Raw genomic sequence first — 26,795 nt, 5'->3', positions numbered from 1 at the left:
AAGCTCTCCTTTTGCGCCGCAGGCGGTTAATGTTGCTGGGCTTTGAACAATCGCAGACGATTGGCGTTGGTGACCACGGTCACCGATGAGAACGCCATCGCGGCCCCCGCCACCACTGGATTGAGCAGCACGTGAAAAAACGGGTACAGCATGCCGGTGGCAAAGGTGACGCCAACCACATTGTAAATAAAGGCACCAAACAGGTTTTGCTTGATGTTGCGCAGGGTAGCCCTGCTCACGGCAATGGCATCCGCCAATCCATGCAGGGACCCGCGCATCAGGGTAATGTCCGCGCTCTCAATGGCCACATCGGTTCCGGTGCCTATGGCAAAACCCACGTTTGCCTGTGCCAGAGCCGGGGCATCATTGATACCATCCCCGGTCATCCCCACGGTTTCCCCGGCAGCCTGCAGGGCTGTGATTTTGTCCGCCTTATCCTCGGGTTTCACTTCCGCCACAAATTCCTTGATTCCCACTTTGTGGGCGATGGCCTCGGCGGTGGCCCGATTGTCCCCCGTCAACATAATCACTCTCACCCCACGCTGTTGCAGACGCTTGATGGCAGCAACGGAATCCTCCTTGATGGGATCAGCCACTGCAATGACCGCCGCCAGGCGCTGGTCAACCGCCAGATACATGGGTGTTTTTGCCTCCGCCGCCAGTTGTTGGGCCTGCTCCCTGAATTCACCCAAATCAACTTGGCGTTCAGCCATGAGTTTCTCGTTACCGAACAGCAGGTGGCGCCCATCAAGTTCGCCTTCCACCCCCTGCCCCACGACGGCGTTAAACCGGGATACGCTGCCCACCTGCAGATTCCGTTCCCGAGCCGATTCCACAATGGCGGCAGCCAACGGATGCTCCGAGCCGGATTCCAGGCTGGCAGCCAACCCCAGTACTGATGCCTCGCTCTCACCCGCTACCACTCTGATATCCGTTACCTTGGGTGCCCCCTCAGTGATGGTGCCGGTTTTATCCAACACCATGGCGGTGATCTGGGACGCAGTCTGCAGGGACTCGCCATTACGAATCAGCACGCCAGCCTCCGCCGCCTTGCCGACACCCACCATGACCGACATGGGCGTGGCCAGGCCCAAAGCACAGGGGCAGGCAATGATCAACACGGTGGTGGCGGAAACCAGAGCGAACGCCAGCGCCGGATCCGGGCCAAAATTAAGCCAGGCCAACGCGCTGATTACCGCAATGATCATGATGACCGGAACAAAGTAGCTGGATATCACATCCGCCATACGCCCGATTGGAGGCTTGGAGTTCTGGGCCTGCTTTACCATACCGATAATGCGCGCCAGAGCGGTGTCTTTACCCACCCGGGTGGCCACGAACACGATGGACCCGGTTTTGTTGAGCGTACCGGCCACCACGCTGTCACCACTGGTTTTTTCAACGGGCATGGGCTCCCCGGTCAACATGGATTCGTCCACCGAGGTATGGCCCTCAACCACCTCGCCATCCACCGGAATTTTCTCACCGGGCCGAACCCTGATGCGATCGTCCTGCACCACCTCTTCATACGGCAGATCCGTTTCCTCACCATCACGGATAACCCTTGCGGTTTTCGGCTGCAGGCCGATAAGCCTTTTGATGGCTTCTGAGGTTTTGCCCCGGGCCCGGAGTTCCAACGCCAGCCCCAGGTTAATCAGCCCGATGATCATGGCAGTGGCTTCGAAATAGACATGGCGCGCCATCTCCGGAACCGCTTCTGGAAACACCACCACCACCATGGAATATACCCAGGCCGTTCCGGTACCCAAGGCGATCAAGGTATCCATATTGGCGGAGTGATGGCGCAGGGATTGCCAGGCACCGATGAAGAAATGCCGGCCGGCAAAGACCATCACGCCAAGCGTCAACAGCCCCACCACCAACCAGGCCATACGCTGGGCGGCGGTGTTAATGCTCATATCACCGATAACCATGCCGTACAACATCAATGGTACGCCCAGGCCCAACCCCAGGATCATTTCCCGTATGCGCTGCCGGTAGTAATCCCTTTCCGCCTGCTCTTTCTCCTGCAAGGCATCCTGCGAAGACGCACCGGGCATTACCCTGGCGTGATAACCGGCTTGCTCCACCGCCGCCACCAAGGCAGCGTCAGTGGCTTCACCACTCACCGTGACCACTCTTTCGGCAAAGTTCATGTGCGCCTGCCCAACACCGGGCACACCCTGCAGGGCATGCTCAATTTTACTCACACAACTGGCACAGCCCGCACCGTCGATGAGAAGCTCCCTGGTACGGGACGGCTTCTCCTCTGTGTGTGAATGCGCGCAGGTTGATTCAGCTTCCGGGGTTTCTGCCTGGTTCATGTTTATCGCCTCCTGTTGGTGGAGCGTCACTCTGAGCAACTTGCCTTAATGGTGTCCAGCGCCGGAACGTTCGGTACGGCTGGTAATGATCTGATACTGATCGGCAGTCAGGTCCGGCAACCTTTGCAGGAACGCAACCATTGACCAGATACGGTCATCATCATGGGTGGGGCCCCAGGCCGGCATTGCCGACGCTTTGATGCCATGCTTGATGATCCAGAACTGCCGCTGAAGTGCGAACGTTTCATCCATGGACCCGTGCTCTGCTTCTGTTAGGTTGGGTGGTGCCGGGTACAGGCCGATACTCATATCAGAGTTGTCCCGACCAGGCTGCAAGTGACAGGTGGAACACATTTCATTGTAGTCGGCGCCACCGGCCAGCAAACGCTCCGCGGAATCAAGGTCATCGGGTATGGCAATGTGCTCGGCGGCCCGGGCAACGGAGCGCTCCCGCAGGGTTTCCAACAACCAATAGGTGGCCCGATGGTGAGGCACATCGGCACCAATGGGGTAAATGCCGGAGTACAGGTAGAAAGCTCCACCTGCAACCGACAACATAAATAACGTTAGAATCAGCTTAATGCATTTCATGATGACCATCCGCTTTGCCATCGGAATGCATGGAGCTGCCATTGCCATGAGCTTCGCCGTGACCGTCACCGTGCTCCGCATCACCTGCGGCAGCATGATCGTCAGCGCCGTGCATCTGATCCTCGCACTGTTTCATCATGGCCATCATGACCGGATCCCCGGATTGCATTTTTTCCTTGTCCATTTTGCTCATTGCCTGGCAATTGGGTTTTTCCTTCGATTTTTTGTGCATGGACGGATCATGGGCATAAGCGGTCACCGCAACACCCGGCAGGATGATCGCTACAAGCACGGCGGCCTTGGTTCGATTGAATATATTCATGGTGATTTCCTCACGTTAAGGTGAAATAGTACAACGTCATTCAGTATGCGATGGGCACGGAACGCCGGCAGGCAAACACCGCCACCGCCATTTGTTCAGAAATTCAGCGGTATACAGGTCTTTCCAGTGATTTTGGACGGACCTGTCCTGGGGTCATGACAATATCGGCGGGCGATACAACACGGAGGGAGTCAGGCTATGATAAACACGGTGATCATAAGAATGGGTGATGACAGGGGGAATCTCCAGCATCCATGCCATCTGATGCTGTACCAGGGTATGACAACCCAGGACACCGCAGCACTGCAGATCGGCACAGTGTTCCGCTGCCGCCTGAGCATCATGATGAGCATCGCCCGCGATGCCATGGTCATGGGCCACCACCCCCTGCTCTGAATCAGTAGGGTGCACTGCCGGATTAAACCCATGATGGGGCTCAACCCCACTGGCAGCCACGACAATACCCGCCTGCTGCAACACCAGGAAAACCAGCAATAAACGGGCTATTAATCCTTTCTTGGAAGCACTCATTGTGACACAGCCATCAATCGGCGAATCAGATTCATAGACTTCATTCTAAATAACAAGCGGTCGATCTGACAACTGTTCTTCTCCAGCATCCATGCCGGAAGCTGAAAAGGCCCGCCACAATCCAACGGGGGCCGTGGCTGTGCCACGACCCGGACCAATGAAAATCAGGTGGCCTTCTGGAACAGATGCACATCGCGCTGGGGAAAGGGAATGCTGATATTGGCGTTATCCAGCGCCGGCTTGATGCGTTTATTGAGATCGAAGAACACCGGCCAGTAATCAGCGTTTTTCACCCAGGCTCTGATGGTAAGGTCGATGGAGCTGTCGCCATATCCGGTGACACCGATAAAGGGCGGCGGATCGCTCAGGACTCTGGATTCTTCACCGATCATCTTGAACAACGCTGTTTCCGCGTCTTCGAAACGGTTGTGGTAACTGATCCCCACCGACAGCTCGACCCGGCGTACCTCGTCCATGGTGTAGTTCACCAGATTGCCGTTGGCCAAGGGGCCATTGGGCAGAATGACGTGCCGGCTGTCCATGGTGCGCAGGAAGGTATAGAAGATATCGATGGATTCAACAAAGCCCTCTTCACCATTGGTTTTGATGTAATCACCCACCTTGTAGGGCTTAAAAAACAGAATCAGCACACCACCGGCAAAGTTGGTCAGGCTACCCTGCAGGGCCAGACCAATGGCCAGACCCGCCGCACCCAACATGGCGATAAAGGACGTGGTCTGCACGCCGATCATGGAAATCACGGAAATCAACAAACAGGCTTTTAAGACAATGCTCAGAATGGTGGTAAGCCAACGCTGCAGGGACACATCCAGGCTGCGCTTTTCCAGTACAAATCCAATCCCTTTGCTCATCATATTGATAAGCCACAATCCAACAATCAACGTGACAATGGCCAGTATAAGCTTGGGTGCATACAGCATCACCATCTCTACGGCCTTGTCCATCAGTGGTTGCAGGTCCAGATTTTCCATGTCCATGGGTTTTGCCTCTTCTCGGTTGATAAGATTAATCTGTTATAAAACTGGCCTTCAGCGCTTTAGATCCAGTAGTTGCCGCCGGTATACCAAGGCGTCCTCCCGTTGATCACCGGCCGGATAGTAATGCCGGCGCACCCCCACCTGCTGGAATCCATGACGTTCATAGAGTTTAATCGCCGGATCATTACTGACGCGGACTTCAAGAAAGGCATCCTCCGCCCCCAGATCGGAGGCCGCGGCCAGGGCATGCTCCAACAGCCTGCTGCCGCAGCCCTTGCCCTGGTGGTTCGGATCAACACATATATTCAGAATATGGCACTCCCCTGCCGTCACCAGGACCACAATGTAGCCCAGGATCCTATCCTGCTCACTCAAGTGATAGCACAGATGGCCATTACGCAGGCTGTCGACGAACATGCCTTCGCTCCAGGGCCAGGGATAGGCCCGTTGCTCGATTTCCAACACCTGAGGCAAATGACGGAAACCCAGCAAACCCAATGTCATGCCGAGCACTCTGTTATGGGTTCGTTAGAAACGGGAAAACTGTGCTCCAGAATGCGGCCTTGTGCCGCCAATCCTGTCGCATTTCAGCCAGAGAATAGGTTGCCAGTGAATCCGCCTCCCCGGCATCAGGCAACGCAAAAATCTGCCCTGGGGAGGTGTCGGCCAGCACGGTGGTTGCCTTCATCCCCAAAAAAACATTACGACTCACGGTCGGCGCACTGGCGATAAAACCCAGCAGCCCGTCCCGGGCGGCTTGTGCATCGGCGGCAATACGGGGGTTCGTCACCATCGGCCAGCGATACAGTTTTGCGCCAAATGAATCCAGACCCTGAGGCTGCCCCAGCAATATCAGTAAATCCGTCACCATGCGGTGCTCCACCGCCGACAACCCCGGAGCATCCGCCAACTCCAGCTCCACAAACAGACGATACTGGCCGGTTACGGTGATCACCGCCAGCGCAAACTGTTGCACCCTGGCTTGCGGTTTGGTAACCGGTTGCGTTGCCACCTCAGTTTCCAGATTCAGTTTACTGAGATCCAAACGCGGAACCGTTTCCTCTGCTTCGGTTACCTCACCTGCAGGGGTTTGCGGTGGTGTTTGTGGCCCGGCCGGCTGCTGGGCGGTTTGGCCCTGAACCTGATCCCGCTGGTCCGCTGGGCTAGATTGAAGCCCGTGTTGGGGCGCCTGCACCGCCGTATGATCACCCTTAGCATCATGAGTAGCGTCAGGTTCGGGCCAGATCTGTTCCGGTGCCAACACCGGCAGTTGTTGAGCCCCCGCAATGGGGTTCAAGGCAACATACTGGGTGATACCCAGTGCATTCAAGTAAGCGAGTCGATCCGCTTCCAGCATCATTTAAACACCAGCGGTTTGTGGATGTGCCTTTTGACTGTCGGCACTGAGCAGATTCAGGGCATTCAAATAGGCTTTGGCAGAAGCGGCAACGATGTCGATATCCGAGCCGTGTCCATTCACAATGCGCCCCCCTTTCTCTAACCGCACTGTCACCTCCCCCTGTGAATCCGTGCCACTGGTGATGGCACTGACGTTATACAACTCCAGGCTGGTGCCACTGTTAACAATGCGTTCGATGGCTTTGAAGGTGGCATCAACCGGCCCTGCCCCTTCACTTGAAGAGCGCTGCTCCTCACCGCCGATGGTCAGCACAATGCTGGCGTTGGGTATTTCACCCGTCTGTGAGCACACCGCCAACGACACCAAGGCAAACTGTTCATTTTCAGCCGCCTTCTGGGTATCGCTGACCAGGGCCTGGATATCCTCATCGAAAATTTCGTGCTTCTTGTCCGCCAGATCCTTAAAGCGCTGAAAGGCATCGTTGAGCGCCTGTTCAGATTTAAGATCAATACCCAATTCCTCCAGCCTGGAACGGAAAGCGTTGCGGCCGGAGTGCTTGCCCAACACCATGCGATTGGCATTCCAGCCAACGTCTTCGGCTTTCATAATCTCGTAGGTTTCGCGGAATTTAATCACCCCGTCCTGGTGAATGCCGGATTCGTGGGCAAACGCATTGGCACCCACAATGGCTTTGTTGGGCTGCACCGGGAACCCGGTGATCGATGACACCAGACGCGAGGCAGGAACAATTTCCCGGGTATTAATGTTGGTATCGATATGAAAGAAATCGGCACGGGTTTTTACCGCCATCACGATCTCTTCCAGGGCCGCGTTCCCGGCCCGCTCACCCAGGCCATTGATGGTGCACTCCACCTGACGGGCACCGTTGGTGACCGCAGCCAGCGAGTTGGCCACGGCCAGGCCCAGGTCGTTGTGGCAATGCACCGAGAACACGGCTTTATCGGCATTGGGAATGCGTTCCATCAACTGGCGGATGGTTTCACCATACTGATGGGGCATGGCATAACCCACTGTGTCCGGGATATTGATGGTGCGGGCACCGGCATCAATGGCAGCCTCAATCACGCGGCACAGAAAATCCAGTTCCGATCGGCCGGCATCCTCACAGGAGAACTCCACATCATCACAGCGGCTGCGGGCGCGCTTGACCGCTTTCACGGCCTGTTCCAGCACCTGCTCCGGTGTCATCCGCAGTTTGTACTCCATGTGGATGGGTGAGGTGGCAATAAATGTGTGGATACGGCCGGCATTGGCGTTTTTAAGCGCTTCTCCGGCTCGGTCGATATCCGCATCCACCGCTCTGGCCAACGAACACACCCGGCTTTCTTTAATGGTATCGGCAACCGCCTTGACGGACTCAAAATCCCCCTGGCTGGCGATGGCGAAACCGGCCTCAATCACATCCACCTGCATCCGCTCCAGTGCCTTAGCGATGCGCAGCTTTTCTTCCTGGGTCATGGAGGCCCCGGGGCTTTGCTCGCCATCACGCAAGGTGGTATCGAATATGATGAGGGTATCGTTGGCGCTCATGCTGCTCTCCAATGCGGCCATCGCGGCCATCGTAATGGCTTCGGCCGCGTTAAAAATCAATCAAAAAAGATCCGGCTAAATCCCCTGTATAATGATCCCGATTGGGTTGAATCTCAACCTGACGGGTTATTGGGGCGCCTAACTATAACCAACTTTGCAACTCAGGGTAACCCGGTATTGGAGCGCAGAAAGACGATCGCCTCATCCGCCAATACCCGGCCCGGAACCGATTCCGCAATAACCTGTTTTTTGCCGTTATGCCACACCCTCAGCTGGAACCAGTTGCGGATGCGGTTCCCGTTGCCGTAACTGCTGTTTTTGTGCGCTTGCAACTGCGTCACATCCTGCAGGGCAATGGTTTTACGAAAGATCTCGCGCCCCAGAAAGAGACGCCGTACATGCAGATTGTGGCGATCGATGGCGGTGTCCAGCCGCGTCATGGGCGTCAGAACGCAAGCCAGCAATATCAACAGGCCCAGGCCACCGAAGACCGTGCAGAACATCAGTTTTACCGGTATTTCGATCAGGCCCGGCCCCATCTCGGCAAACCCGATACCAATACCCACAGCCAGAAAAATCGCCCCAAACACTGCCCCCATGATCGAGCCGGCCAGCTCTCGGCCATAATCCGAATGCAGGAACAGCGTTTCTCCTTTTTGCTCAATATTGAGAACCTGCGCCAACTGTTGCGAGCGCTGCATTTGTTGCTTCCGCTCACGACCGGCGATGCGGATGCGGCTTTTTCCCGCACCCTGCTGCACCGGAATCTCGAAATCCAGCGCCAGATCCAACCCCGGAATGTCCGCGGCCACATGCACCTTCCAGTGGTGCCAGTTGCTGGATTGGGCCTGGGATGAGGGCAGCTCCGCTGGCACGTCGAACACAAAGCGGATACGGGTTTTGCCTGCCTCCTGAGCCCCCCGGACTGTCAGCGCATCCTGCCACTCAACACTGGTTGAGATACGCTTTTGACCCTTGCTGTTGCGGGTTTCCCTGGAATGCAGGCACTCCAGGCGCACTTCACATTGGGTATTCAGGGGCAGGGCTTTGCTTAACAGAATTTCGCCACCCACCTGACCGCCCGCCTGCCCCGGATTCGGATCCAACTGCAGGCGGGATCGGCCATAACGCCGATTTAAAATGGTGCCTTTGATGGCCAGCCACAGCAGGAACAACCCCACCGCCGGAAACAATAGTACGATCAGCACCAGATAATCTTCTGTGCCGTGCACGGACTGGAGTTCATCCCAGACCGCTATGCAGGCCGGGAACGAAATCAGATTCCAGATCACGGCAAACAGCCACATGGCCCAGACACCGGTAGCGGCCCCAGGTGCAATGGGTTCCCGCTTACTGAAATCCAGAACGGCGCCGCCTGACTCCGCCATTGCACCATCCCCGCTCACGTCCGGCTGCCGCGCTTTACTGAACAACCCGGCGGCGAGCAAACCACCCCCTATCAAGGTGAACACTACCGCGAATGCTGCCTGCATTGCCATCAGTCCCCAGCGCAGGTCGGGGTCCAGTAGTGCTTGATCGGGCCGCTCAGGATCATACCAGACCGTAAGGGGCTTCCCGGAACTCTGGATACGCCGCAACCGTTGCTCCCACTGCTGGTGGTAATCGCCAATGTTATCCTTACCACTGTGAATACCGACCCTGGCGGCTTCGTAGTCACGGCCATTCACTTCATAACGAAAGCGAGCCTTGATTTCATAGGTGGTGCCCCCCTCACTGGAACGGGAGCTGTCCAAACGATAGGAAACCAACTGGCCCGCTGTGGATTGCCAGTGGCTCACCTCCATCCAGGTGGCAATCTCCGGCCAGACTTTGAAGTAGCCAAACCCAAGACCGAACCCCAGAAAGGGCAATCCGAATAGTGCCAACAGCACGCTCCCTTTCATCGTCTTAGCACCTGTAATGGCCCCCGGCTTCCATCTGCTGCCCATGATCTCACCCGCTCAAATACTTATTCTGTAAGGTTATATTCTAGACTGCGCTTTGCCACAGGTAGAGGCGACATAGGTTATCCATGTCATATATTGGTTGACCGGAGCATCTCATCAGCCTAGCATAAAACGGAATGAACGTTCATTCCGTTTTATGCTAGCCATAACCAAAGGAGGACATCTGTTACATGTCCAAAAAAGCCCTCAATGCCGCCGACAAGGAGCAACGCATACTGACTTCAGCCCTACGCCTGTTTTCCATCCAAGGCTATGAGGCAACGGCAATACCACAGGTGGCGCAACAGGCCCAGGTGGGTGCTGGCACCATCTATCGCTATTTCGACAGCAAGGAAACATTGGTCAATGCGGTGTTCAAAAGTGCCAAGTCAAAACTGAAGGATTACCTGCAGGAAGATCACTTTGAGGATGATCCACGGCAGGTTTTTCATCGTTTCTGGAATAACCTGGTTCGATTTACCACTGATCACCCTGAGGAGTTTTACTTTCTCGAGCTACAGGATCACACCCCTTATCTGAATGCTGAGAGCCGAAAACTGGAATGGGAAGTACTCTCTCCCATCAGCCAGTTCTGCATTGACGGCACCCGCCGCGGCTTATTCAAGACCCTGCCGTCGGACACCATGATGGCGATGATCTGGGGTGCTTTTGTTGGCCTGATGAAGGCCAGCAAACTGGGCTATGCCCGCACCAACCGTGATATTCTCCAGCAGGCAGAAGAACTTTGCTGGCAGATGTTACTGAAATAACGCCCTTCCATCACGTTACAAGGATTTACTATGACAACCACAACTGCTCACCAAATTCCCGATGCCCCAATGTCCCTTGATCACCTGGCCGGTCTGCCCGTAGATGCGCTGGACGCTCTGTACCGTGACGCCTCGCTACCCGCCAGCCTGAAGTCGCTTAACGGTACTCCGAAAGGCCGCATGCTGGCCGTACGTGGCCTGGATCGTACGCCACTGTTCACGCCTATCAGCCTAATCTCAGCAGCCAGCGTATTCCCCTGGGACGGTAAAAGTTTCAATGCCACCAGCGACCAGAACGGCACCGGCATCAATCGCATCAATCTTACTCTGCTGCAACAGGAGTGGTTTCCTTTCCAGACCCGGATTGAACCGTCGGTAATCGATGGCCGGGACTGTATTTATCTGGATTACGATTTACCGGAAAATCCCTGGTTTATCCGCAAAATTCGTGATGAATTGCGGCAAGTAGCTGATGGTTTATTTCTGGGTCCGGCCATGTGGAAATCCGCCAACAATCGCGCTGCATTGGTGCTTTGGTTTGCCATTGATAACCGCCAATAGATCACCCGGCAAAAAAAAGCCCCGCCAGAGCGGGGCTTTTTAGTCTTTGCAAGTGCCAGGGGGGATGATTACATCATGCCGCCCATGCCACCCATACCGCCCATGCCGCCCATATCGGGCATGCCACCACCGGCGCCTTTCTCTTCCGGCAGATCAGCAACCATTGCTTCGGTCGTGATCATCAAGCCGGCAACAGAGGCAGCTGCCTGCAGCGCAGAGCGGGTTACCTTGGCAGGGTCCAGAATACCCAGTTCGATCATGTCACCGTACTCACCGGTGGCCGCATCGTAACCGTAGTTACCAGAACCGCTTTTTACTTTGTCTACAACCACTGACGCTTCAGCACCGGCGTTGGAAGCAATCTGACGGATCGGTGCTTCCATGGCGCGCAGGGCCAGGTAGATACCGGCAGTCTGATCATCGTTGATGCCTTCCAGCTCACCGATATTGGCCAACGCTCGTACCAGAGCAACACCACCACCCGGTACTACACCTTCTTCAACCGCAGCACGGGTTGCGTGCAAAGCGTCTTCAACGCGGGCTTTTTTCTCTTTCATCTCGACTTCGGTCGCCGCGCCAACTTTGATTACCGCAACACCACCGGCCAGCTTGGCCACGCGCTCTTGCAGTTTTTCTTTGTCGTAGTCGGAGGTGGCTTCTTCAATCTGCTGACGAATCTGCTTCACGCGCGCCTGGATTTCAGTCTCTTCACCGGCGCCATCCACCACAGTGGTGTTTTCTTTGGTGATGGATACTTTCTTGGCGGTACCCAGATCGTCCAAAGTGGCACCTTCCAGAGACAGACCCACTTCTTCGGAGATCACAGTGCCGCCGGTGAGGATCGCGATATCCTGCAACATGGCCTTGCGACGATCACCGAAGCCGGGCGCCTTAACTGCAGCAATCTTAACGATGCCACGCATGTTGTTTACCACCAAAGTGGCCAGGGCTTCACCTTCTACGTCTTCAGCAATGATCAACAGCGGACGGCTGGCTTTTGCCACTGATTCCAGGATCGGCAGCAAATCACGGATGTTGGAGATTTTCTTGTCCACCAACAGGATGAATGGGCTTTCCAGCTCAACGCTCATTTTTTCCTGATCGTTGATGAAGTAAGGAGACAGGTAGCCGCGATCAAACTGCATACCTTCAACCACTTCCAGTTCGTTATCCAGGCCGCTGCCTTCTTCAACCGTGATCACGCCTTCTTTGCCGACTTTCTCCATTGCTTTAGCAATGATGGTACCCACTGAGCTGTCGCTGTTGGCGGAGATAGTGCCTACCTGGGCAATGGCTTTGGAATCTTCACAGGGAGTGGACAGCTTGTGCAGTTGCTCAACCACCGCAATGGTTGCCTTGTCGATACCCCGTTTCAAGTCCATTGGGTTCATGCCCGCTGCAACGGCACGCAGGCCTTCTGCCACGATGGCTTGCGCCAATACGGTTGCAGTGGTGGTACCATCACCGGCCACATCGTTGGCCTGGGAAGCCACTTCTTTAACCATCTGGGCGCCCATGTTTTCGAACTTGTCTTCCAGCTCGATTTCTTTGGCTACAGATACACCGTCTTTAGTGATGGTGGGGGCACCAAAAGCCTTGTCCAGAACCACGTTGCGGCCTTTAGGGCCCAGAGTTACCTTGACTGCGTCTGCCAGTACGTTAACGCCTTTGACCATTTTGGCGCGGGCGCTGTCACCGAATTTAACTTCTTTAGCTGCCATGATTGTTTCCTTTTAATTCCTGAGTTTCTTCAATCTGAGTCTTGTGTACTACGGTGAGGCTTAGCCTTCCAGAACACCGAAGATTTCGCTTTCGCCCATGATCAACAGCTCTTCGCCATCAATCTTTACGGTGCTGCCTGCATACTGACCGAAGATAACTTTGTCACCGGCTTTTACATCCAGAGGGCGGGTTTCGCCGTTTTCCGTTACGCGGCCAGGGCCTACTGCCAGCACTTCGCCTTGTGAAGGTTTTTCGGTAGCAGATCCGGGCAGAACGATGCCGCCGGCGCTTTTGGTTTCCTCTTCAACACGACGAATCACGACGCGATCATGCAAAGGACGGATTTTCATGAGTTTTTTATCTCCCAATTAGCCTTGTTTTTAGCCAAGTTGATAGTGCGTTTGGAGCGATACCAGTAATTAGCACTCCTAACCTTAGAGTGCTAATAATAGTGTCGCGAAAACTTCCGTCAAGAGCCCATTTAAGATTTCTGGGCTATTGAGCGGCGATGCCCCATAACTGGGGCTGCGAAAGGTTATTTCAAGGCCTGGGCAGAAGTTTTTTTCAGGTTCACAGAGAAACAGCGGCGCGGGTGGCCACGACCGGTTAGGGCGTGTCGTCCTTTTTCTCGACTTCCCCTTCGATTATGAAATGCCCTTGACGGTCTTCATACACCGCCGGGGCTTCCCGGGTATCGGAATCCTGGTTGAATGTCGCGCCCGGCCCGGTGCCGGTGCGCCCGGTGCTGCGCTGATACACCCACACGTTGCCCTGCCCGGGGGCCCGGGTAAACGCCTGCATCACCCCTTTCCTGACGATGTGACCGGCCATCAGGCGGCGACTCTGTGGCAGTAGCAGCAGGAAACCCACGCCGTCGGTTATGAACCCCGGCGTGATTAACAGCGCTCCGCCCAACAGCAGCATCACCCCTTCCACCATTTCCACACCGGGCATTTCACCCCGCTGCATACGGTGGTTCAGACGAATCCAGGTTTCCAGGCCCTGCCAACGAAACATCAGTGAGCCCATCATGGCCGTCAATACAGTCAACAATATGGTGACGCTCCAGCCAATGGCTTGGGCAACCTGCCCCAACACGATGGCCTCCAGCAGGGCAAAAACAAAAATAAAAAGGAATATTCGGCCAAAACCCATGCAATGTTCCCTTGACCCTCAAGGCCTTTGGTTGAGTGGTGTGCGGGCCATTTCCACCAAAATCGCCCGGGCATCTTCAGATGTGGTGACAGATCGGGCAAATTCAACCCTGTGCAGGTGATTATTCACCCACAAGACCATGCCTTCACTGTCCATGGCCGCCATGACGGCAGCCCGCCCGGGATTGGGGATGGCCGCCAGATCACAGTAATGCTGGATGGCATCGCTGTGGTCCTCATTCATATGATCCACGATGCGGGCCAATTGTTCCGTGCTGAAGGGATTCGCCAACACAACGTCCCCCGGAGACAACCAACGGGCCTGGCCAAAACCTTCAATAAATCGCAGCTGAATCAGGTTAAGCCGGTAGAACTCGAAATCCAGTTCATCATGATAGCCTCTGGCTTGGGGGAAACAACGATAATAGCGCTGCGCTGCCTCGTCCACCTGGTACACTTTCTCGGCATCGGCCAACAATGTCAGGCGCTCCACCTGCTGCACATCCCCCTGCTGGGGATTCGGCTCCAGCAAGGTCAGGGCCACCCTGGGATTGTCGGCAATATTCTGCGTGTGCTGGGCCAGCCGACTGATCAGGAGCAACGGTTGCCCGGTTTGATCCGGGCAAAACGGCACCACCGAGCCAAAGGGATAGCCGGCAAACTTTTTCGAATGGGTTGAGAGCACACCACTGAACACCGACTGCAATACCAAACGGGCCCGTTTTGCCACTGTCATGTACAGCCCCTCCTTGTTAAAAATCAACTGAGATAACCATGCTCTGATGGTAACATGCCCACTGTTTTTTTCAGTCCCGGGAGGAATCAGTGAACTCGGCAGCAAGGTGGGCAGTATGTGTCAGTGTGCTGGCAGCACTCCGGATGACAACCGCATCGTACGCCGCAGACCCACTGGAAAAAGAACCAGCCAACTATGCCTTCGCGACCTACATGGGCAGTGGCTTATACGGTGCCACCGATGCCTCTCTGTTCGTTTTGAATATTCCAATGACTTTTCAGTGGCGCGACCGTGACGATATCCGCATCCGGCTGTCCACATCGGCGGGATTTTTTGACTACGGCCCTGACCGTATTGAGGAGTTGGAGATTCCGGATTCCATTGGCACCTTGACCCTGATACCCGGTGTTGAAAAAGTGTATCGGGTCAGTGAACAGTGGGAGCTGATTCCCCATATTGACTATGGCTATGCGAAAAATTTTTCCACTAAGGAGGAAGCCCAGGTTTACTCAACCGGCCTGCATACCCGCTACTACATCAAGGGGGAAATCGACAATCATGTGTGGGTCAGCAAACTGGTTCTGGCAGGTTACCGCACCTTCAGCAGTGACTATCGCGACAACTACGCCAAAGTACTCACCGGCTTTGACTATAAAACCAGTGGGTACGTGACCTTAAAAGACGGTATTGCCGTACCCACCCTTTACGGTTTGATTTCCTGGAGCCACAACGGCATCGATTACAAAGAAAAGTGGAAGCAAGGTAACGCGCAGGATTTGAACTATGAAATCGGGGTTTCACTCTATGCGCCCAAGCCCATCGATTTGTGGATTACAGAGGTCAACCGGGTCGGGCTGGGCATTCAACGCAATCCGTTCGGAAAGGTGATACGCCTGTTCGCCGGCACCCCTTTCTAACCGGCAACCCTTCCTAAACAGCTGCCTAAACGGCTGCATTGATTATGCAAAGACTATTCATAATCCGCAGGTTTCAATAAGGGCTCACCGTCTGCATCCTTCTCCAGCGCTATGGCCATGGCTTCAGTATGCGTCAGCACCACGGTGTGACCAATCCGCAGCTTTTCCAGATTCTTGGGATCCTTGATGGCCACCGCCAGAAACTTGTTCTCAGGGCACTGCAGGGTCCCGGTCATGTTAACGCTATTGAGGGCAACGATACTGCACACCGAGCGGAACTGCTTCAGCATTGCCTGCCCCGGCAGCTGCTCGGTATTCGCCTGCACCCTATGATCCAGTTCAACGAAGGGTTCCTTAAGCTCCGCTTCCGTTGGCGCCCTGACTTCATAGAGATTGGAAACAAAAATGTCCACGGTAACCCGATCACCCACCTTGATCTCATCCAGCCGTTTGACGCGGTCATCCACTGTGACCTGTTTCAACTGACCGGAAGCATCACGCAGCACCACTTCACGGGTCTCATAATCAATAGCCTCAACTTCCTCGGTCACTGACAGGACGGAAACATCCTCCCGTACCGGAGTCTGGGCAAAGCTGCTGATGCTGCCAAACATACCGAGCAGCAGTAAAAGCCATCCCGTAAATCCTGTTTTCGAAATCATGCGTCGATCCTTCCTGCTCAATTGAAGATTAGCCCCGCAAAAGGCTGCCCTAGACTGATTAGCCTGCGTCTCAGGGCAAACATTACTCCAGTAACCAACCGCTGCCAACTGTTGCAAAGCGCCATGACGTCCCGGCCACCGACTTACGTGGCCGCTTCCCCTCTGGAAATCCGCCGCCAAAACAGGAATAATCGCGACTCGCAAGTCAAGCCGACTCATTCAGCGGACTCGTTTTCAAAGGGTCATGAGTGTTAAAGAGGGTTAAGTAGTTATGAATTTAAACGATAAAGTAGTGGTCATCACTGGGGCCGGCCGGGGTTTGGGCCGGGGTATGGCACTGGCATTTGCCGAGAAAGGCGCCAATGTAGCCGTAGTAGACCTGAACGCCGACGACATCGCGCAAACGGTGGCTCTGTGTGAGGCAAAGGGTGTCACGGCAAAAGGCTATACAGTGAATGTGGCCAAAGACGACGAAGTTGAGCAACTGTTCAGCGATGTGGTGGCCGATTTCGGCACCTTGAGTGGCGTGGTCAACAACGCCGGTATCACCCGTGACGGCCTGTTGATCAAAGCAAAAGATGGTGAAATCACCAAGATGTCCACGCAACAGTGGCAAATGGTCATCGACGTTAACCTCACCGGAGTGTTCCTGTGTGGCCGTGAAGCCGCCGCCAAGATGGTGGAACTGGGGGTGGAGGAAGGCGTCATTGTGAATATCTCCAGCCTGGCCCGGCAGGGCAGCTTCGGTCAAACCAATTACTCTGCCGCCAAGGCAGGCGTAGTGGCCATGACCGAATCCTGGGCCAAGGAACTGTCGCGCTACAATATCCGCACCGGTGCCATTGCCCCCGGCACCATCAACACCGATATGATCGCCGCCATGAAACCGGAGGCACGGGATCGCCTGATCAGCGCGGTGCCACTGAAGCGCCTGGGTGAGCCGGACAATATCGCCAAGGCTGCCACTTTCATATTCGAGAACGACTACTTCACCGGTCGGGTGATTGAGGTGGATGGCGGTCTGCGTTAATCACATCCAAGGCAACGGACTAAATTGAGGAGCGTGGCGCACCCTGTGCAGGCAGTCGCCACGCTCTTTCGGGTTTAGCTATGCCAAATGCCGAGGCGAAACACAGCGTTATTCAGGTGATCGGGGCCATTCCTGTGGGAAGGGTGTGTACTTACGGCCGGGTGGCGGAGCTGGCAGGGCTGCCGCGGCACGCCCGCTATGTGGGTACGCTGCTGAAACAACTTCCCGCCAACAGTAAGATTCCCTGGCATCGGGTGATCAACAGCCAGGGCCGGATTTCCTTTCCTGCCGGCAGCGACAAGTGGCAACGGCAGAAACAGAAGCTGGAGGCAGAGGGAATTGTATTTCTGGGAGAACGCGTGCCGCTGAAACAGTTTCTATGGTAATCAGCTGGGCTCGGTATTTCCTGCCGGATGGGCAATATCCAGACGTTTAGCCGCCAGATAAATAAAAAACAGCACAGGCACGCCCAACAAACCGGTGATGATGAAAAACGGGATGTATCCCACGGCTTCAACGATACTGCCTGAATAACCCGCCGTCAGCTTGGGAATCAGCGTCATCAGGGAACTGAAAATCGCATACTGCATGGCGGTGAAACGCACGTTGACCAACGCCGACAGGAATGCAATAAACGACGCACTGGCAATACCCGCCGCCAGGTTATCAGCCGACACCACGCCATACAGCACGTAAATGTTGTGTCCTGTGTGGGCCAGCAGAATAAAACATAAGTTGGTGAGCACCACCAGCACTGCACTGAATGCCAGCATGGCCATGACCCCGAAGCGCATGGTGAACACCCCGCCCACCAGGCCACCGAGAATGGTCATCCAGACGCCAAAGAGTTTCACCGCCGTTGCAATCTCCTCTTTGGAGAACCCCGTTTCGGTGTAGAAAATATTGGAAATTACCCCCAATACCACGTCGGAGATGCGAAACAGGCTCACCAGGCACAGCAGGATGACTGTGGTTTTGGCACCGTGACTTTCCAAAAAGTTTCGAATCGGAGCGATATAGCTGACATCCACCAATTGCCGATTGGCAAAGCCGATTTTCACCATCACCCTGGCGATTGCGTAAGCCGCTGCCACCGCCAGCGAAAACCGGGATGCCTCCAGCGAAAACGCCAGCAAAAGACTGTGGGAATAAGTGCCCGGCAACGCGCCTTTCAACTGGGTAATGGCGTCACCGGAGAGAAAAAACACACCGACAAACCCCGCCGCTGCCACTACAAACAACAGACACAGAGAGACATAATCGAAATGGGTGAATTGATCGTAGCCCCGCTTAGCCGCCAGAGGCTCCCTGATGCACAGCACCGTAACCATACCCACCAGCATGAACACCGGAATAATCAAATGAGTCAGGCGCCATGCCTCGTAAACATAATGTTCGCGGGTGGTACCGAAGTACGCTGCCAGGTACAACGCCCCGGCCCCGGTCACAATCATCCCCAGTCGATAACCGGCAATATAGGTGGCGGACATCATGGCCTGCATGTCCGCATCCGCCGCCTCGATGCGATAGGCATCGATCACAATATCCTGAGTGGCCGAGCTGAAGCCCAATAGCACCGCCGCCACGGCCATCACCAGCACCGCTGAAGCCCCCTGCGCCGGATCGGTCAACGCCATCATCACGATGGCCGCGACGATGCAGCATTGAGCCAGCAGCATCCAGGACCGCCTGGGGCCCAACAGCCGGGTCAACCAGGGGATGGGCACCCGATCCACCAAGGGTGCCCAGACAAACTTAAAGGAGTAACCCAGGGCGGCCCAGCTGAAATACGTCACCTCTGATTTCTGAATGCCGGCCTCCAGTAACCAGATGGAGAGAGAGGAAAAAATCAGCATAATCGGCAGGCCGGCGGAAAACCCGAGCAACAACATCACCCAGACCTTGGGCTGCATAAACACGGCCAGACTTTGACGCCAGGAGTGGTGAAAGGTCAGATTATTACTCATACGATGTGGGCCAAGGTAAAGACTCCGGCGGTGAAGGGCCAATGCATGCTACCCAAAAAAGCTGGCCAGGCCAAAAAAATCACATAAATCAGTGGGCTATTTCACTGAAGTTGTTGGCGTAATTAGACATATTAGCCACTCTCGACCAAACTTAATCACAATTAAACACCAATAGACGCCGCGCCAAATAATAACAAGCCGGGATTACCGAAGGTCTTATGCCAAACGCTGATTTGCCCATCATGATCGTGGACGATGCCAAGTTTTCCGGAGCGGTCATCGGCCGCACCCTGAAAGCCGCAGGGTTTAAGGATATCCGCACAGCCAGCAGTGCCCAGCAAGGGCTTGCCATGTTGGAATCCCGTCCGGTTAACGTGCTGATTGCCGACTGGCTGATGCCGGAAATGGATGGTCTGGAATTGGCCGGCAAAGTGCGCCAGCTTGACGAAGCCACCAACCACTTCACCTATATCATGTTGCTGACAGCGAAAGAAGGCGATCAGGCTTTGCGGCAGGCCTTTGACCAGGGTGTGGATGACTTCATCAACAAATCGGTGATGAACCAGCAATTGCTGCCCAGAATCTACGCGGCCGATCGGCTGTCCTGCCTGCATAACCGGTTGCTGCAGGAGAACCAATTGTTGGTGGATTCCAATCAACGCTTCAAAAAACATTCCCTGATAGACCCGCTGACCGGCATGGGCAACGGCCATTTCGCCATTGAACGGCTGAGTGCCACCATCAAGCATGCCCAGTCCCGCCAGGGGGCAGCCTGTGTCATGATTATCAACGTGGACAACTATAAGGAATTGATGAAAACCCACGGTAAAAACATCATGCGCGAGATCGTGGTGGGAACTGCCCGCCGCCTGCGCCAGTTGGTGCGTCCGCTGGATGTGGTTGCCCGCCTATCCAACGAACAATTTGCCATCGTCACCCACCAAACTGATATCATGCAGGCCAATGCCGTGACCTATCGCCGGATTTACGATGCGCTCAATGTTAAGGCGCTGAAAACGTCCAAGGGTTACGTCAACATCCGCGCGGCCATGTGCATGTCCGCCGCCGATGAGGAAACCGGGTTTCCCGCCGCCGACAGGATGCTGGCCATCACCCAGCAGCAAATCCCCACCGCCCGGGAAACCGGTCGTTTGATGGTGATACGCTGGCGTTCCGCGAAACCGAACGACTGAACCTGTTGTAACCGCCAGTAAAATTTGACACAACCCATGACAGCAGCCTTGAACAAGGACACCAGGGACACCTGGCACATTCTGGGGCCGGGTGCCATCGGTTGCCTGTTCGCCTGCCACCTGCAGCAGGCCGGGCTGGCGGTGCGATTGATCGGACGCCGGCCCGAACACGGCGTCCGGCGCATCAGGCTGAACACCGATAACGGGGAACAGGAGCAGGTGTTTGCCCCTGATCATCCCGCCCAGCCCATCACTCACCTGCTGATTACGGTGAAGGCCCACCAGACCACCGCCGCACTGCAAGCGGTGCGCCAGCGCCTGACGGCGCAAACCCTGATTGTGCTGATGCAAAACGGTATGGGTACCTGGCAGGCCCTGCAGGATCTTCCTACCCGCCGTATTGTGGTGGCCACCACCACCGAAGGGGCCCATCGCCCCGCCGCTGACAGGGTAATCCACGCGGGCCGGGGGGAAACCTGGGTGGGCACTCTGGATCCCCGGTATCAGGCAGATGCTGCCCGGGTGTGCCGGGATTGGTCCGCCACCGGCCTGGTGGTAGAAGAAGATCCTGAAATTTTGCACCGGCTCTGGCAAAAGCTCGCCATTAACTGCGCCATTAATCCACTGACGGTGCTTTATGATTGCCCCAACGGCGCGCTGCTGAACAACACAGAGGCCCTGGAACTGATGCAGCAGGTGTGCAGGGAAGTGGAACAGGTGATGGGGTCGGCACTGGGAGAGAAACCCTCCGGCCTGTTTGAGCTGGCCAAAGCAGTGTCTGCCAAAACAAGCAGTAACATTTCATCCATGTTGCAGGATGTACGCAAACAACAGCAAACGGAGATTGACCATATAACAGGGTATTTGCTGGACCAGGCCCGGCGCCTGGGGATTGCCTGCCCCTGCAATGAACGAATCCTGAAGCAGATAAAAGCCCGATAGCGTTAACACCAACCGGTGTTACACAGTGGTACTTACGGCTTTCTCCCGGGGTTTTCTGGTGGTGCCGGCAGAGTTGCAACTCAATTCGGAATGCCGGTTCAGCGCATCCAGCGCCAGCTGCTGGCAGAGTAATTCCAATTCATCATTGCCCGATCCGGCACACAGCACGTAGGCCATGTTGGCGGTGGCTTCCAGCTGCCCTAATACATAACATTCATGCTCGCTGCCACGATGAGTCAGTGCGGTTCTGGAAGCGGCATTGAGCAGTTCCCTGAGCAGCTCGGCATCAACATTCATTCGGTCCATACAGGCCTCCATCTCATTACTGCGGAGTGGCAATTACAGGTCAAATCGCGAAGCCGTCGACTTGACCCATCTAAAGCTTAGTCGTAAATTGCAGCCCAATTCTGTGACTTTTGATACAAAAGCCAGCCGCAATTCCGCATAAATTGCTCACTCAGCAGCCGATTCGTCCAAAATCTATCGCTAAAAGGAGTAACACCCATGGGCAACCGCCTTTCCAAGATATATACCCGCACCGGTGACAAAGGCAGCACCGGCCTTGGTGACGGCTCCCGAGTAGATAAGGATAGCCTAAGAGTGGAAGCCTATGGGACCACAGACGAACTCAATTCGGTCATCGGCATGATCCTCTCTGAGGCCCAGGTGACTGATCCCCTCAGGCACTGGCTGTTTGAAATCCAGCACGACCTGTTTGATCTGGGTGCCGAATTGTGTGTGCCCGGCCACAGTGTACTCACTGATGCCTTTGTGGCACGCCTGGAACAGCATATTGATGCCATGAACAGTGAACTGCCTTACCTAAAGGAATTTATTTTGCCAGGGGGTAACCGGGCCGCCACCACCTGCCACCTGGCCCGCACCGTATGCCGGCGTGCCGAACGGCGGGTGCTCACCCTTTCCAAACAAGAGCCGATCAATGACTGGGGGCTGAAATACCTGAACCGGCTGTCTGATTTTCTCTTTGTCGCCGCCCGGGTGCTGGCACGTGCCGAGGGCGGCACCGAAGTCATGTGGAACCGCACACGCTTCCAATCATGATTGACCTGATACTGGGCGGGGCCCGTTCCGGCAAAAGCCGGTTGGCAGAGCAACGTGCCCACGCCAGCGGCCAACAGGTGGTTTACATCGCCACCGCCCAACACCTGGACGGGGAGATGGCCGAACGCATTCAACATCATCAGTCACGCCGCCCGCACCAATGGACCACCGTGGAAGAGCCGGTGGCGCTGGCGCAGGCGCTGCAGACCCTGGATGCGCCGAACCGGCTGATTCTGGTGGACTGCCTTACGCTTTGGGTTTCGAATCTGCTGTGCCTGGACAACGGCAATCACTTTGCGGAACACAAGGCCGCGCTATTGACATGCCTGCCCGGATTACAAAGCGATCTTATCCTGGTCAGCAACGAAACCGGCATGGGCATCGTGCCCATGGGTGACCTGACCCGCCGCTTCGTCGATGAAAGCGGCTGGCTGCATCAGGATCTGGCCCAACTCGCCGATCGCGTTACCCTGGTGGTAGCCGGTTTACCTCATCAACTAAAGCCAGCCAATATTTCATGACAACAGACCATTGGTGGACAACACCCGCTGCACCACCCAGCGATACCATGGCCAGCCAAGCAACCGAACGCCAGAATCAATTGACCAAGCCACCCGGCGCCCTGGGCCGACTGGAGCAGCTGGCCATCCGCCTGGCTGCCATTCAAAACCGGCTCAAACCGGCCGTTGATCATGTCTTCATTTCGGTCTTCGCCGGTGATCACGGAATAGTCGAAGAAGGGGTTTCTGCCTTTCCCCAGTCGGTTACCGTGGAGATGCAACGCAATTTCGTGGCTGGCGGCGCTGCCATCAGCGTGCTGGCGAAAACCCTGGGTGCCTCCCTGGAAGTCATCAATACCGGCACTCTTGCCGATCCCCAGCAGCTACCCGGCGTCATACACGCACCCGTTGCCAGTCAAACCGCCAATTTTCTGCACCAGGAAGCCATGACGGAACTACAGTGGCAGCAAGCGCTGGCATTGGGGCGCGCCGCCGTTGACCGGGCCCTTTGCCAAAATACGCAGCTGTTTATTGGTGGTGAGATGGGTATTGGCAACACCACTGCCGCCACGGCAATGCTGTCCGCCCTGACCGGTATTCCTGCCGCTGACATTACCGGCCCCGGCACCGGCCTCAATTCCCATGGTGTGCAGCACAAAGCCCGCGTCATAAATCAGGCGCTGGCATTCCATCGCCCGTCTTTGACGGATGCCGGTCGTATTTCCCGCATTGTGGGAGGCTTCGAGATCAGCGCCCTCAGCGGTGCCTACATCGCTGCCGCCCAGGCCGGCATGGCGGTGATGGTGGATGGCTTTATCTGTACTGCCGCTGCTGCTGCCGCCCAGCAAATCAACCCCTCCATAAAACCGTATTTGTTCTACAGTCATTGCTCCGCCGAGCCCGGCCATCAACGCATCATCGCGCACCTGAACATTGACCCCATCGTGGATCTGAATCTGCGGCTGGGGGAAGGCAGTGGTGCTGCCACCGTGGTCCCGCTGTTACGCATGGCCTGTGCCCTGCACGGTCAGATGGCAACGTTTGCCGAGGCCGCCGTTTCCGAAAAGCTGGAAGACTAGACGATGTTTGGCTCCCCCACACAACAACGTAAAATTACCCTGGACCTGATGCGTCATGGCGAGCCGGAGGGCGGGATTCGCTATCGTGGCTCAATTGATGACCCACTGTCCCCCGCCGGCTGGCAACAAATGCAACACGCCACCGATCAGGCGCAGGCAAGCGGCACCCGTTGGGATGCCGTGGTCAGCTCCCCCATGCAGCGTTGCCAGGCATTTGCCGCCCGGCTTTGTCAGGCACGGGATCTGCCACTAACCGTGGTGCCCGATTTGCGGGAACTCTGTTTTGGTGAGTTGGAAGGGCTGACGCCCACCCAGGCCTGGGAACAGTATCCGGAGCTGTTGCAACGTCTGTGGGATGACCCTGAAGGCCATACTCCGCCGGCAGGTGAGCGCTTTACGGAATTCTCAGCCCGGGTCGGCAGCAGCCTGGATCGGATTCTGCAAACACCCCCCGGAACACATATTTTGATGGTGGTGCACGGCGGTGTCATTCGTTCGGCACTGTCGCATTTCATTCATATCTCACCCCGGGACAGTTTTCGCATCGACGTACCCTATGCGGGGATGACGCGCCTGAAATTGTATATAGAAGACAGCGGGCAGTACAACGCAGCGCTCACCTTCATCAATCGATTCAGCGGCAAAGCATGAACGCGCTGCTCATTGCCCTGCAGTTTCTGACCCGGCTTCCAGTGCCTGCGACGGATTACAACCCAGCGGACAGGCAAGCATCCATCTACTGGTACGCAGTGGTGGGGTTGATCATCGGTACCCTGTTGTGGCTTTCCCAGGCTTTGCTGTTGTGGATCGCGCCCCAATTGAACAACGGCATCACCGCTGCCGTGCTGTTGTGCCTGTGGGTACTGCTTACCGGTGCACTGCACCTGGACGGCTTGGCGGACAGCGCGGATGCCTGGCTTGGCGGCACTACCGTGGAACGCACCCTGGCCATCATGAAAGATCCCCGTAGCGGGGCCGCCGGCGTCACCAGCATTGTGTTGTTGTTGCTGCTGAAATTTGCCTGTTTGCAGCAGTTGCTGGAACAGGCGACGCTTTCGTTACTGCTGGCACCGGCTTTGGCGCGCAGCCTGATGCCGGTTTTGTTTTTACACACGCCCTACGTGCGCGAAGATGGGCTGGCGACACCGTTCTCATCCGGGCTGAGCAGCAAACGGAGTTATCTGGGTGTGGCCTGCATCAGCCTGCTCTGGTGTGTGTGGCTGGGGCCAATGGCAGCCTTTGCCCTGTTGCCGGTAGGCCTGGTTTTGCTGGGCCTGCGCTCGCTGATGCTGGCCCGAATCGGTGGCACCACCGGTGATACCGCCGGTGCCGCGGTGGAAATTCTGGAAGCCGTAGCGTTGCTGGCCATGGTGATTATGCTGGGTTAAACCAGCAGTGACCGCACCCTCGCCATGTCCAGGTGCTGCTCGGCGGCATCCGCCAGACGTTCAATCTGCCGCTCACGTTCGAGGTTGTAATCAAACCCCTGCACCTGGGTCAGCCCGGCCCACTGCAACAGGCTATCAAGGGCTGATTCCGTATCAAACACACCATGCAGGTAGGTTCCGATCACCTGATCATCGCCAGAACGGGCACCATCCTGTGCGCCGTCATCAAACCGGATCAACGGCCGTTGCAACGCCGCACCCCGGGTGACCCCGGCGTGGATTTCGTAACCGCTGCAAACCGCATCGCCGGGCAACAACACACCTTGCCGGCGCTTAAGCTGCTTCTCCGGCAACAGGCGGGTTTCCATGTCCAGTAACCCCAGCCCGGTCTCTTCAGAGCGCGCGCCTTCAATGCCCAAATCATCCAGCAGGCGCTGTCCCAACATCTGAAAACCGCCACAAATGCCCATCAGTTTGCCGCCATAGCGCAAGTGCTTGCGGATCACTTCCGGCCAACCGTTCTGTTTCAGCCAACGCAGATCCGCGATGGTGTTTTTGCTACCGGGCAGGATAATCAGATCGGCCGCGGGCAGGGTTGCACCCGCTCCTACATACTGAAAGTCCACCTGAGGATGCAGGCGCAGGGGGTCGAAATCCGTATGGTTACTGATGCGCGGTAACACCGGCACCACCACCTTCAACGGGTGCTCCGCTTTGGTGTCCGTTTCCAGCGGGTTAATGCCATCCTCACCATCGATGTGCAGTCCATGCAGATAGGGCAACACCCCCAGCACCGGCTTGCCGGTGTACTGCTGCAACCAATCCAGCCCGGATTGCAGCAAGGCGATATCGCCACGAAACCGGTTGATGACAAACCCTTTCACTCGTGCCTGTTCGGATTCGCTGAGCAACGCCAGCGTCCCCACCAAATGGGCAAACACACCACCCTTGTCAATATCCGCCACCAGAATCACCGGGCAATCCACGGCCTCCGCAAACCCCATATTGGCAATATCCCGCTCCCGCAGGTTGATCTCTGCCGGGCTGCCAGCCCCCTCCACCAGAATCAGTTCGTATTGCCGCTGCAGGCGTTGGTGGCTCGCCAACACCGCCTCCATCGCCAGGGTTTTGTACTGGTGATATTCCACGGCATTCATCTGGTAGCGGGCCTTGCCATGAATTATAACCTGGGCTCCGATGTCGGTGGTGGGTTTCAGCAACACAGGATTCATGTCCACCACCGGCTCCAGCCCGGCCGCCACCGCCTGCAGGGCCTGGGCACGGCCGATCTCCCCCCCATCGGCGGTGACCGCACTGTTTAAGGCCATATTCTGGGGTTTGAAGGGCACCACCCGAACCCCCTGGCGGGCGAAAACCCGACACAACGCCGCCACCAACGTGGATTTACCCGCATCCGAGGTGGTGCCCTGCACCATCAAAGTATTGGCCGTCATGTTACAATCGCTTCCTTTTTCAGCGGGCTGAAGAA

The 26,795-nt window shown here is 56.1% G+C and carries 29 protein-coding genes; 12 read left to right on the top strand and 17 right to left on the bottom strand.

Annotation, left to right across the window (positions count from 1 at the left end):
• Window positions 1–26: 26 nt before the first annotated feature.
• The 9 genes from D9N13_RS03575 to D9N13_RS03535 form a co-directional block, all read right to left on the bottom strand.
• A complete protein-coding gene (locus tag D9N13_RS03575) occupies window positions 27–2,324 on the bottom strand; it encodes a heavy metal translocating P-type ATPase (protein WP_290585923.1) in 2,298 nt (765 codons plus the stop codon).
• A gap of 45 nt (window positions 2,325–2,369) precedes the next feature.
• Complete coding sequence (locus D9N13_RS03570) at window positions 2,370–2,915, bottom strand: c-type cytochrome (protein ID WP_290585920.1); 546 nt, start codon at window positions 2,913–2,915, stop codon at window positions 2,370–2,372.
• Complete coding sequence (locus tag D9N13_RS03565) at window positions 2,902–3,237, bottom strand: hypothetical protein (RefSeq protein WP_290585917.1); 336 nt, start codon at window positions 3,235–3,237, stop codon at window positions 2,902–2,904. The genes D9N13_RS03570 and D9N13_RS03565 overlap by 14 nt, the downstream gene beginning before the upstream one ends.
• A gap of 153 nt (window positions 3,238–3,390) precedes the next feature.
• Window positions 3,391–3,768 (bottom strand): hypothetical protein, encoded by a 378-nt coding sequence (locus D9N13_RS03560; RefSeq protein WP_290585915.1) that lies wholly within the window; start codon window positions 3,766–3,768, stop codon window positions 3,391–3,393.
• 164 nt (window positions 3,769–3,932) lie between these two features.
• Window positions 3,933–4,766, bottom strand: a complete 834-nt coding sequence (locus D9N13_RS03555) for a mechanosensitive ion channel family protein (protein ID WP_290585912.1) — start codon at window positions 4,764–4,766, stop codon at window positions 3,933–3,935.
• Between the two features lie 51 nt (window positions 4,767–4,817).
• Window positions 4,818–5,270, bottom strand: a complete 453-nt coding sequence (gene rimI, locus D9N13_RS03550) for a ribosomal protein S18-alanine N-acetyltransferase (RefSeq protein ID WP_290585909.1) — start codon at window positions 5,268–5,270, stop codon at window positions 4,818–4,820.
• Window positions 5,271–5,283: 13 nt separating this feature from the next.
• Window positions 5,284–6,126 (bottom strand): hypothetical protein, encoded by an 843-nt coding sequence (locus tag D9N13_RS03545; protein ID WP_290585907.1) that lies wholly within the window; start codon window positions 6,124–6,126, stop codon window positions 5,284–5,286.
• Window positions 6,127–7,677 carry a 2-isopropylmalate synthase gene (locus D9N13_RS03540; RefSeq protein ID WP_290586629.1) on the bottom strand — a complete coding sequence of 517 codons (1,551 nt, stop codon included), beginning with the start codon at window positions 7,675–7,677 and terminating at the stop codon, window positions 6,127–6,129.
• 161 nt (window positions 7,678–7,838) lie between these two features.
• Window positions 7,839–9,581 carry a DUF3592 domain-containing protein gene (locus tag D9N13_RS03535; protein WP_290585904.1) on the bottom strand — a complete coding sequence of 581 codons (1,743 nt, stop codon included), beginning with the start codon at window positions 9,579–9,581 and terminating at the stop codon, window positions 7,839–7,841.
• Between the two features lie 233 nt (window positions 9,582–9,814).
• On the opposite strand from D9N13_RS03535, the gene D9N13_RS03530 reads away from it, so the two are divergent.
• Both D9N13_RS03530 and D9N13_RS03525 read left to right on the top strand, forming a co-directional pair.
• Window positions 9,815–10,393 (top strand): TetR/AcrR family transcriptional regulator, encoded by a 579-nt coding sequence (locus tag D9N13_RS03530; RefSeq protein ID WP_290585901.1) that lies wholly within the window; start codon window positions 9,815–9,817, stop codon window positions 10,391–10,393.
• A 30-nt stretch (window positions 10,394–10,423) separates the two neighbouring features.
• Window positions 10,424–10,954, top strand: coding sequence for a hypothetical protein (locus D9N13_RS03525; protein ID WP_290585898.1), 531 nt, complete (start codon window positions 10,424–10,426; stop codon window positions 10,952–10,954).
• A gap of 68 nt (window positions 10,955–11,022) precedes the next feature.
• Here the strand turns inward: D9N13_RS03525 and groL are convergent, their stop codons facing one another.
• The 4 genes from groL to D9N13_RS03505 all read right to left on the bottom strand — a co-directional run bounded on the left by groL (window position 11,023) and on the right by D9N13_RS03505 (window position 14,566).
• Window positions 11,023–12,675 carry a chaperonin GroEL gene (gene groL / locus D9N13_RS03520; protein WP_290585896.1) on the bottom strand — a complete coding sequence of 551 codons (1,653 nt, stop codon included), beginning with the start codon at window positions 12,673–12,675 and terminating at the stop codon, window positions 11,023–11,025.
• A 60-nt stretch (window positions 12,676–12,735) separates the two neighbouring features.
• Window positions 12,736–13,026: a co-chaperone GroES gene (locus D9N13_RS03515; protein WP_290578773.1), complete on the bottom strand. Its 291-nt coding sequence runs from the start codon at window positions 13,024–13,026 to the stop codon at window positions 12,736–12,738.
• A 256-nt stretch (window positions 13,027–13,282) separates the two neighbouring features.
• The gene (locus tag D9N13_RS03510; RefSeq protein ID WP_290585893.1) at window positions 13,283–13,831 is read right to left on the bottom strand and encodes an FxsA family protein; all 549 of its coding nucleotides are present in this window, start codon (window positions 13,829–13,831) and stop codon (window positions 13,283–13,285) included.
• 18 nt (window positions 13,832–13,849) lie between these two features.
• Complete coding sequence (locus D9N13_RS03505) at window positions 13,850–14,566, bottom strand: HugZ family protein (protein ID WP_290585890.1); 717 nt, start codon at window positions 14,564–14,566, stop codon at window positions 13,850–13,852.
• 143 nt (window positions 14,567–14,709) lie between these two features.
• Here D9N13_RS03505 and D9N13_RS03500 point away from each other — a divergent pair, with 143 nt between their 5' ends.
• The gene (locus D9N13_RS03500; RefSeq protein ID WP_290585887.1) at window positions 14,710–15,483 is read left to right on the top strand and encodes a hypothetical protein; all 774 of its coding nucleotides are present in this window, start codon (window positions 14,710–14,712) and stop codon (window positions 15,481–15,483) included.
• A gap of 53 nt (window positions 15,484–15,536) precedes the next feature.
• Here D9N13_RS03500 and D9N13_RS03495 read toward each other — a convergent pair whose 3' ends face one another.
• Window positions 15,537–16,145, bottom strand: a complete 609-nt coding sequence (locus D9N13_RS03495; RefSeq protein ID WP_290585884.1) for a hypothetical protein — start codon at window positions 16,143–16,145, stop codon at window positions 15,537–15,539.
• 271 nt (window positions 16,146–16,416) lie between these two features.
• On the opposite strand from D9N13_RS03495, the gene D9N13_RS03490 reads away from it, so the two are divergent.
• Together D9N13_RS03490 and D9N13_RS03485 are read left to right on the top strand one after the other, a co-directional pair.
• A complete protein-coding gene (locus D9N13_RS03490) occupies window positions 16,417–17,175 on the top strand; it encodes an SDR family oxidoreductase (RefSeq protein WP_290585882.1) in 759 nt (252 codons plus the stop codon).
• 80 nt (window positions 17,176–17,255) lie between these two features.
• Window positions 17,256–17,561 carry an MGMT family protein gene (locus D9N13_RS03485; RefSeq protein WP_290585879.1) on the top strand — a complete coding sequence of 102 codons (306 nt, stop codon included), beginning with the start codon at window positions 17,256–17,258 and terminating at the stop codon, window positions 17,559–17,561.
• On the opposite strand, the gene D9N13_RS03480 is transcribed toward D9N13_RS03485, so the two are convergent.
• Window positions 17,562–19,142 carry an AmpG family muropeptide MFS transporter gene (locus D9N13_RS03480; protein WP_290585876.1) on the bottom strand — a complete coding sequence of 527 codons (1,581 nt, stop codon included), beginning with the start codon at window positions 19,140–19,142 and terminating at the stop codon, window positions 17,562–17,564. It abuts the gene before it with no gap.
• A gap of 218 nt (window positions 19,143–19,360) precedes the next feature.
• Between D9N13_RS03480 and D9N13_RS03475 the strand changes: the two genes are divergently transcribed.
• Both D9N13_RS03475 and D9N13_RS03470 read left to right on the top strand, forming a co-directional pair.
• On the top strand, window positions 19,361–20,335 hold the full coding sequence (locus D9N13_RS03475) for a response regulator (RefSeq protein WP_290585873.1): 975 nt from the start codon (window positions 19,361–19,363) through the stop codon (window positions 20,333–20,335).
• A gap of 36 nt (window positions 20,336–20,371) precedes the next feature.
• On the top strand, window positions 20,372–21,277 hold the full coding sequence (locus D9N13_RS03470) for a ketopantoate reductase family protein (protein WP_290585870.1): 906 nt from the start codon (window positions 20,372–20,374) through the stop codon (window positions 21,275–21,277).
• 18 nt (window positions 21,278–21,295) lie between these two features.
• Here the strand turns inward: D9N13_RS03470 and D9N13_RS03465 are convergent, their stop codons facing one another.
• On the bottom strand, window positions 21,296–21,583 hold the full coding sequence (locus tag D9N13_RS03465; RefSeq protein WP_290585868.1) for a hypothetical protein: 288 nt from the start codon (window positions 21,581–21,583) through the stop codon (window positions 21,296–21,298).
• A gap of 198 nt (window positions 21,584–21,781) precedes the next feature.
• Between D9N13_RS03465 and D9N13_RS03460 the strand changes: the two genes are divergently transcribed.
• The 5 genes from D9N13_RS03460 to cobS are packed head-to-tail and all read left to right on the top strand — an operon-like array spanning window position 21,782 to window position 25,306.
• Window positions 21,782–22,339 carry a cob(I)yrinic acid a,c-diamide adenosyltransferase gene (locus D9N13_RS03460; protein WP_290585865.1) on the top strand — a complete coding sequence of 186 codons (558 nt, stop codon included), beginning with the start codon at window positions 21,782–21,784 and terminating at the stop codon, window positions 22,337–22,339.
• Window positions 22,336–22,860, top strand: coding sequence for a bifunctional adenosylcobinamide kinase/adenosylcobinamide-phosphate guanylyltransferase (gene cobU, locus D9N13_RS03455; RefSeq protein ID WP_290585862.1), 525 nt, complete (start codon window positions 22,336–22,338; stop codon window positions 22,858–22,860). Before D9N13_RS03460 ends, cobU begins: the two co-directional genes overlap by 4 nt.
• Window positions 22,857–23,918, top strand: coding sequence for a nicotinate-nucleotide--dimethylbenzimidazole phosphoribosyltransferase (cobT, locus tag D9N13_RS03450; protein ID WP_290585860.1), 1,062 nt, complete (start codon window positions 22,857–22,859; stop codon window positions 23,916–23,918). The genes cobU and cobT overlap by 4 nt, the downstream gene beginning before the upstream one ends.
• A gap of 3 nt (window positions 23,919–23,921) precedes the next feature.
• Complete coding sequence (locus tag D9N13_RS03445) at window positions 23,922–24,569, top strand: histidine phosphatase family protein (RefSeq protein WP_290585858.1); 648 nt, start codon at window positions 23,922–23,924, stop codon at window positions 24,567–24,569.
• On the top strand, window positions 24,566–25,306 hold the full coding sequence (gene cobS, locus D9N13_RS03440) for an adenosylcobinamide-GDP ribazoletransferase (protein WP_290585855.1): 741 nt from the start codon (window positions 24,566–24,568) through the stop codon (window positions 25,304–25,306). The genes D9N13_RS03445 and cobS overlap by 4 nt, the downstream gene beginning before the upstream one ends.
• Here cobS and D9N13_RS03435 read toward each other — a convergent pair.
• Window positions 25,303–26,760, bottom strand: a complete 1,458-nt coding sequence (locus D9N13_RS03435) for a cobyric acid synthase (protein ID WP_290585852.1) — start codon at window positions 26,758–26,760, stop codon at window positions 25,303–25,305. The two genes, cobS and D9N13_RS03435, sit on opposite strands and share 4 nt — an antisense overlap.
• Between the last annotated feature and the right edge of the window lie 35 nt (window positions 26,761–26,795).

Source organism: Ketobacter sp. GenoA1 (assembly GCF_003671475.1).
Classification (GTDB): Bacteria; Pseudomonadota; Gammaproteobacteria; order Pseudomonadales; family Ketobacteraceae; genus Ketobacter.
This window is presented reverse-complemented; position numbering and strand designations above follow the sequence as displayed.